The organism is Stenotrophomonas sp., from assembly GCF_050737075.1.
Classification (GTDB): Bacteria; Pseudomonadota; Gammaproteobacteria; order Xanthomonadales; family Xanthomonadaceae; genus Stenotrophomonas.
The window spans coordinates 1-7,408 of sequence record NZ_JBOHXV010000146.1 but is presented as its reverse complement, the minus strand read 5'-3'; the positions used below and the strand labels follow the sequence as shown (position 1 = coordinate 7,408).

Annotated in this window: 4 protein-coding genes; 1 reads left to right on the top strand and 3 read right to left on the bottom strand. The window is 71.0% G+C overall.

All coding sequences use genetic code 11. The features are described from left to right. Nucleotides 1-26 precede the first annotated feature (26 nt). The gene (gene mgtE / locus ACREPD_RS21235) at nt 27-1,397 is read right to left on the bottom strand and encodes a magnesium transporter (protein ID WP_431601131.1); all 1,371 of its coding nucleotides are present in this window, start codon (nt 1,395-1,397) and stop codon (nt 27-29) included. A 324-nt stretch (nt 1,398-1,721) separates the two neighbouring features. On the opposite strand from mgtE, the gene ACREPD_RS21230 reads away from it, so the two are divergent. Then, on the top strand, nt 1,722-3,527 hold the full coding sequence (locus ACREPD_RS21230; RefSeq protein WP_431601130.1) for a monovalent cation:proton antiporter-2 (CPA2) family protein: 1,806 nt from the start codon (nt 1,722-1,724) through the stop codon (nt 3,525-3,527). 92 nt (nt 3,528-3,619) lie between these two features. Here the strand turns inward: ACREPD_RS21230 and ACREPD_RS21225 are convergent, their stop codons facing one another. Both ACREPD_RS21225 and ACREPD_RS21220 read right to left on the bottom strand, forming a co-directional pair. After that, entirely contained in the window at nt 3,620-6,967 is a 3,348-nt protein-coding gene (locus ACREPD_RS21225; RefSeq protein ID WP_431601129.1) for an ankyrin repeat domain-containing protein, read from the bottom strand. Continuing rightward, nucleotides 6,960-7,226 carry a YcgL domain-containing protein gene (locus ACREPD_RS21220; RefSeq protein WP_431601128.1) on the bottom strand — a complete coding sequence of 89 codons (267 nt, stop codon included), beginning with the start codon at nt 7,224-7,226 and terminating at the stop codon, nt 6,960-6,962. Before ACREPD_RS21220 ends, ACREPD_RS21225 begins: the two co-directional genes overlap by 8 nt. Between the last annotated feature and the right edge of the window lie 182 nt (nt 7,227-7,408).

Here is a 7,408-nt window from a genome sequence, read left to right as displayed (position 1 = left end):
GCGATATGTCGCGGCGGCGCCCCCGGTTACAGCAACGTGCCGCTGAGGATCGCGGCGGCGATGCTGAAATAGATCACCAGGCCGGTGACGTCCACCAGCGTGGCCACGAACGGGGCCGAGGCGCTGGCGGGGTCGAAGCCCAGCCGCTTGAGGATGAAGGGCAGCATCGAACCGGACAGCGAACCGAAGGTGACGATGCCGACCAGCGCCGCGCCGATGGTCACCGCCAGCAGCTTCCAGTGTTCGCCGTAGTCGTGCAGGCCCAGCAGCTGCCAGGACACGATGCGGATCATCGCCAGCACGCCGAGGATGGCGCCCAGGGTGATGCCGGTGGGCACTTCGCGCAGTGCGACCCGCCACCAGTCGCGCAGGCGCAGCTCGCGCAGCGCCAGGCTGCGGATCAGCAGCGAGGTGGCCTGCGAGCCGGAGTTGCCGCCGGAGCTCATGATCAGCGGAATGAACAGCGTCAGCACCACGGCGCGGGCCAGTTCGTCTTCGTAATGCTGCATGGCGCTGGCGGTGAGCATTTCGCCCAGGAACAGCACGCTGAGCCAGCCGGCGCGCTTGCGCAGCATCTCGAAGAACCCGATCTGCATGTACGGCTTCTCGAGCGCCTCCATGCCGCCGAACTTGTGCGCGTCCTCGGTGGATTCCTCGATGAGCGCATCCAGGATGTCGTCCACGGTGACGATGCCGAGCACGTGCTGGCGCGCGTCGACCACGGGGATGGCCAGCAGGTCGTGGCGGCGGATCAGCTGGGCCACTTCTTCCTGGTCGAGCATGGCATCGACGGTCACCGGCGGATTGACCTGCGCCACGTCCAGGATGGGCTCGTCGGGCAGGCCGGTGATCAGCCGGCGCATGGTGACCACCTGCTGCAGCGCCTGGGTGTGCGGGTCGAGCACGTAGATCGCGTAGACGGTTTCGCGGGTACGTTCGACTTCGCGGATGTGCTGCAGCGTGCGACCCACCGTCCAGTTGGCAGGCACGCTGACGAATTCGGTGGTCATCAGCGCGCCGGCGGTGTGCGCCGGGTAGCTGAGCAGCTGCTGGATGGCCTGGCGTGCCTCCGGGCTGAGCAGCGGGATCAGGCGCGCGCGCTCGTCCTCGTCCAGCTCATGGACGATGTCGGTGGCACGGTCGTCGGCCATCAACCCGAGCAGCGCGGCGGCCTTGGCCACCGGCAGGGTGGCGATGAGGTCACCACTGCGGGTGAGTTCGGGCTGCTCGAGCATCTTCACCGCGCGCGGCAACGGCAACGCGGCCAGGGTGTCGGCGGCGCGCGACAGCTCCAGGGTGTTGAGGTATTCCACCGCGTCAGCGGAGTTGAAGTCCTGCAGGGGTGCGCTCAGGGCGGCGGCATCGGCCACCGGGCGCAGGAGGTCTTTCTGGTTCATGGGGTTCGCCTTGTGGATCGCGATTGCGCGACGCCAACGCTGGCGAACCGTCCCGTGTCAGGCGGTGGCCATCGCTGGCGTCGAGCAAGGTCGACTTCTACTGTCGCTGGACATGGGTTTGGACTCCGGAAGGGTGTTTGCGGTGCTCGCGGCCCCGACCAGCGGTCGGGCGCCTTCGGGCTGCGCCGGCGGAGTCTGGACCCGTGGGCGGGCGGGGTCAACCCCTCTGCCGCCCGCGTTCGGGCGCGGTTGAAGGTCGTTGACGCCGTGGGCCGCATAATGGGCCGCCGGCGACGGGCCGACGCTTCGATTTACGGACCCCCCATGCATAGCGGTGCCCTGGAACTGGCCCTGGTGCTGCTGCTCGCGGCGGTCATCGCGGTGCCGGTGTTCAAGAAGCTCGGCCTGGGTGCGGTGCTCGGCTACCTGGTGGCCGGCGTGGTGCTGGGCCCGGACGGCATGGGCTTCGTGCAGGACGCGGACCGGATTCTGGGCGCGGCCGAAATCGGCGTGGTGATGCTGCTGTTCGTGATCGGGCTGGAGCTTTCGCCCACGCGCCTGAAGGTGATGCGCCGCTCGGTGTTCGGCGCGGGTATCGCCCAGGTGGCACTGAGCGCGCTGGTGCTGGGCAGCCTGCTGTTGCTGGACCATTTCCAGTGGAAGGCGGCGCTGATCGTGGGCATCGCGCTGGCGTTGTCGTCCACGGCGGTGGGCCTGCAGCTGCTGTCCGAGCACAAGGGCATCAACAGCGATTACGGGCGGCTGGGCTTCGCCATCCTGCTGTTCCAGGATCTGATCGCCATTCCGCTGCTGGCCGCGATCCCGCTGCTGGGCGGCGCCAAGAATGAAACGCTGCAGTGGGGCGATGTGGCCGTGGCGCTGGGCGCGCTGGCCGTGGTGATCCTGTGCGGGCGGCCAGTGCTGCGCCGGCTGTTCAACATCATCGCGCGCACGCGCAGCCCGGAAGTGTTCACCGCCATGGCGCTGCTGGTGGTGCTGGGCACGGCGTGGTTCATGCAGGAGGCCGGCCTGAGCCCGAGCCTGGGCGCGTTCCTGGCCGGTGTATTGCTGTCCGACTCCGAGTTCCGCCACGAGCTGGAATCGCAGATCGAACCGTTCAAGGGACTGTTGCTGGGCCTGTTCTTCATTGCGGTGGGCATGGAAATCGACCTGGACCGGGTGGTGGCCGAGCCGGCGCTGATCGCCATCGGTGTGGCGGTGCTGCTGGTGGTGAAGTTCGGGCTGCTGTTCGGTATCGGCAAGGTGGCGCGCCTGAGCACGCGGCATGCGTTGCTGCTGGGCAGCGTGCTGTGGCTGGGCGGTGAGTTCGCGTTCGTGGTGTTCAACGAGGCGCAGCGCGCGAACCTGCTGGGCGACGCCAACCATGACCGGCTGGTGGCGATCGTGGGCCTGTCGATGGCGATCACCCCGCTGCTGATGATTGCATTGCTGCGCGTGCTGGGCAGCGAGGACGCACCCAAGCAGGACAAGCGCCCGGCCGACAAGGTGGACAACGGCGGTACCGAGCCCAAGGTGATGATCGCGGGCATGGGGCGCTTCGGGCAGGTGGTGGCGCGTGTGCTGACCGCGCAGAAGATTCCCTTCATCGCGCTGGAGTCGAACCCGGACACGGTGTCGGACCTGCGCCGCTTCGGCAACAAGCTGTACTACGGCGACCCGACGCGACCGGAAATGCTGCGTGCCGCCGGTGGCGAATACGTGCGGGTGTACGTGGTGACGCTGGACGACCCGGACGCGAACATGCGCGCCACGCGCTTGATCCGGCGGATGTATCCCGACGCGGTGGTGCTGGTCCGCGCGCGCAACCGCCAGCATGCGTGGCGGTTGATGGACATGTCGGCCGAGCCGTTCCGCGAGGTGTTCGGCACCAGCCTGGAACTCAGCGAGCGCGTGCTGACCGCACTCGGCATCCCGACCGACACCGCCCGCGCGCACGTCGAGCGCTTCCGCGAGCACGATGAGAAGCTGTTGCGCGACCAGTACCTGGTCTACGACGACGAGGCTGCGGTGATCCAGACTTCGCGCGATGCGCGGGCGGATCTGATGCATCTGTTCGAGGCGGATGCGGAAAGCGATGGGAAGGCATCGGACGCGTCGCGTGCCGATTGAGGGGAGAGCAGCCGACTAACAGTCGGCTCTACCCCGTCGGGTTGTCCGATCGGCGAGAGGCGGTAGCGCACGACCGTTGGTCGTGCGCCGGGTCAACCGTTGTCGCGCAGGAACCTCGCCATCGACGACACGCCCGGCACGCGCGGTTCGAACTCACCCGCCACGTCGATGAAGCCGCGCATCACCGCGATCTCGCGCGGGCTGCGGTTGAGGGCGTCGCGTACGTCCGGGTCGGCGCCTGCGCGCAGCAGGCGCTGCACCAGCAGCGGCAGGCCATGCAGGGCAGCCAGGTGCAGCGGGCCGAAACCGCGCGGGTCTCGCGCCTCCAGCGAGACGTCTTCGTCGAGCAGGCGCTCCACGGCCGCCAACACCACCTGTTCGTCGCAGGCGGTGCCGGGTTCGGCACGTGCGCCCAGCAGCAGCAGCAGCGGGGTGACCGAGCCGGCCGCGGCCTGGTCCGGCTCCGCGCCGGACAGCAGCAGCGTATCCAGCAGGGCCAGCAGGCGTGAACGGTCGCGTGCACCGAAGCCATACAGGGCGGCGCAGTGCAGCGGGCCGAGCTGCTGGGCGTCGCCGGCATGCACGTCGGCACCGGCGGTGAGCAGGCGCGCGGCAATGTCCGGCAGGCCCAGCGCAGACGCCAGCATCAGCACGGTGACGCCGCCGGGCAGGCGGTATTCCAGCTCCGCACCCGCGTCGAGCAGCGCCGAGACAATGTCGATCTGACGCATGCTGACCGCCGCGGACAGCGGCGTGGCGCCGCTGGCGGCGGCATGCTGCGGATTGGCACCGCGGGCAAGCAGCAGGTCGACCACGGCCAGGTGGCCACCACCGGCGGCACGCAGCAGCGCGGTGCAGCCCTGCGCGTCCACCACGTCCACCGCAAAGCCCAGGTCGATCAGGCGGCGCACCGCGTCGGCGTCGCCGGCCATCGCGGCGGCCGGCAGGTCGCCGTCGCGCAGGGCGCGGCGCGGCAGCGGCCACACACGCCAGTCCAACCAGTCCGCGAGGTCGCGGCGGCCGATCGACAGCGCGACACCCAACGGGGTCTGGCCATCGGCGGCGCGGGCTTCGGGCGAGGCACCCTGCTGCACCAGCAGCTTGAGCGAACCTTCGCGGGCCAGCGCGGTGGCCAGGTGCAGCGCGGTCATGCCGTGGCTGTCGCGCGCCTCGCGGTCCACGCCGAGGGTGAGCAGTGCCTGCTGCAGGCGCAGCCAGCCCAGCCGCACCGCCAGCGACAGCGGCGGGTCGCCTGCCGGCGAGGCGGCGAACGGGTCGGCGCCACGTTCCAGCAGTTCCAGCGCCAGCTGCTCCAGGCCGCGCGAGGCCTGGTCATGCTGGGCACAGGCGCTGAGCAGGCGCGCCAGGCCACCGGCACCGGCCGGGGACAGGCCGCGACGCAGCAGCACCTGCAGGGCCGGCACGGCGTCGATGCCGCGTGCGAGCAGCGCGAACATCGGGGTGTCGCCACAGGCGTCGAGCACTTCCGGTGCGGCGCCATGCGCCAGCAGCCAGTCCACTGCGTTGGGATCGAGCGCCAGCTCGGCGTCGTGCAGCAGAGCGCCCAGCTCGTCGGCGCTGCACAGGCGCGCCAGCGGCGCCATGCCGTCGGTATTGCCGAACCCCAGCGCTTCGCGCAGCAGATCCAGCGGCGGCACGTCGGGCAACGCCGGGCTGCCGGGCTCGGCATCCGGTGCGCTGGCCAGACCATCGCTCACGGCGGCCGGCAGCGGATAACTGCGGTCGAGCAGCGAGACGATCGCCCAGCGGCCGGCGCTGGCGGCGATGTCGACCGCGCGGCGGCCCTGCGGGTCCGGTACGTCGGCGGCAATGCCGAGGTCGAGCAGGCGGCGGACCAGCAGCGGCGACACGTTTTCTGCCATGCAGGCCAGCAGCACGGCGTTGCGGCCGTCGCCGTCGACGGCGGTGAGGTCGGGCTTGTGCGGCAGCAGGTGTTCCACCACTGCAGCGCGCCCGGCGCGCGCGGCTTCCAGCCACGGCGTGCGCGACAGCGCGTCGCGTGCTTCCAGGTTGGCGCCGGCGGCCAGCAGGACGTCGATGATGTCCACGTGCCCGGCCAGCGCGGCCTCGTGCAGGGCGCTGCGGCGCTGGCGGTCGCGCGCATCGGCGCGCGCCTTGTGCTTGAGCAGCAGCTGCACGCCGGCCGGATCGTCTTCTTCGGTGCCGGCGGCAGCGAGCAGCACCGGGGTGCCGTCGGCCGGCTCGGTGCGCGCGCCGCGCTCGAGCAGGAAGCGCGCCAGCCGCCAGTTGCCGACCTGGCAGGCCACGGCCAGCGGCGACCAGCCGTCCTGGTTGAGCGCGTCCACTTCAGCGGCGGCATCGCGCAGCAGCGCGGCCACGCCCGGGTCGGAACTGCGCGCGGCGTGATGCAGGGGCGTGTTGCCCTCGGTATCGACGGCGCGCGAATCCGCGCCGTTGGCCAGCAGCGTCATGACCGCTTCGGGGCGGCCGTGCCAGCTGTCGCGGGTCGCGGCCAGCAGCGGGGTCATGCCCTTGTGCGGGGCATTGACGCTCACACCGCGCGCGATCAGTTCACGCAGCAGGCGCAGGTCCGGCAGGACGGCGGCCAGCACGACGAGGCTGCGCTGGTCGCGCCAGGCCGGATCGGGCAGGCCATGCGGGTCGGCGCCGGCCGCCAGCAGCTGCAGCGCGCGGTCGACGCGGCCGCTGCGAGCGGCCTCGTACAGCGCCGGCAGGCGTTCGTGCTGGCCCAGCGGCTCGAGCGGCTGCGGCGTTTCGTCCTGGGCGCCGGCGGCATGCGCGGCCGCCGCGAACGGGTCGTTGCCCAGGTCGAGCGCGCTGCGGGTCGCCAATGGATCAGCGGGCGTAACGCGCTGCAGCGCCAGGTGCGCCAGCGGCGAGCCGAGCAGCACGGCCAGCGCGAAGGGCCAGCGCAGGCCATCGGAGAGCAGGCCGGGCCACGCCGGCACCACCACCAGCGCGCAGACGCCGACCACCAGGCCCGCCACGATCAGGCCGCGCCAGGCCGTGAGGTCGCGCGCGGCCAGGGTGCGCCAGTGACGCGCCAGGCTGCCGTCGCTGCGCTCGATTTCGTTCCACAGCGGCCAGGTCCGCCACACGCCCAGCAGCGCGGCGCTGACCGCCACGCTCAGGCCCAGTACCGCGGCCAGGCTGCCGCTGTCGTGCAGCGCGCCCAGTGGCCATGCCACCAGCAGCGCCAGCAGCAGCGGGCCGAGGCCCCACAGCGCCAGCAGCGCCGGAACGTCCTGGTGGGCCAGCTGCGGCAGGGCAGGAACCGTGCGGCTGCGCCGCCACCACGACACGCCCAGCGCAAACGCGGGCTGCGCCAATGCCGCGCCAAGCGCCGCAGGCACGCCACCGAGCACCACGGCCAGCGAGAGCAGGCCACCGATACCGAAGGCAAGTGCTGCGGCGCGGGTACGCAGGGTGTCAGTCATTGCGGCGCGGCACCCGCACGGGCGCGACCGGTGGCGGTGGCATCTGCAGGTGGAAGCCGCGCTCGGCCAGGTTGGCGCGCACTTGATCGGCGTCGGCCAAGGCAAGGCGACGGTCGGGGGTCAGGGCGACTTCCAGCACGAATGCGAACGGCGCCAGGGTGGCCTTCAGCGCATCGGGGATGGCATCGAAGGCGTCACGGGCGGCGAGGTAGACGTAAGTGTCCTGCTTGCGTTGGCTTTTATAGACGTAGGCTTGCATTGCCCGCGGGGCTTGGCCCTGGGAATAGATACACCGATTGTGGAGTAAAGCAGGCAGCGGCGAAAGACGGCAGCGGCTTTCGGTGACGGTTTACCGGCGCGCGACAGATTCAGGTTCATCAATGTCGCGGTGGTGTTCAGGTTGGAGCGGTCGCCGTGGAGTGCACGGCGACCCGCCCCCGG

What these genes read in the sequence shown, in the direction of transcription:
- mgtE (WP_431601131.1), bottom strand. Translation starts at nt 1,397, where the DNA reads ATGAACCAGAAAGACCTCCTGCGCCCGGTGGCCGATGCCGCCGCCCTG.
- ACREPD_RS21230 (WP_431601130.1), top strand. Translation starts at nt 1,722, where the DNA reads ATGCATAGCGGTGCCCTGGAACTGGCCCTGGTGCTGCTGCTCGCGGCG.
- ACREPD_RS21225 (WP_431601129.1), bottom strand. Translation starts at nt 6,967, where the DNA reads ATGACTGACACCCTGCGTACCCGCGCCGCAGCACTTGCCTTCGGTATC.
- ACREPD_RS21220 (WP_431601128.1), bottom strand. Translation starts at nt 7,226, where the DNA reads ATGCAAGCCTACGTCTATAAAAGCCAACGCAAGCAGGACACTTACGTC.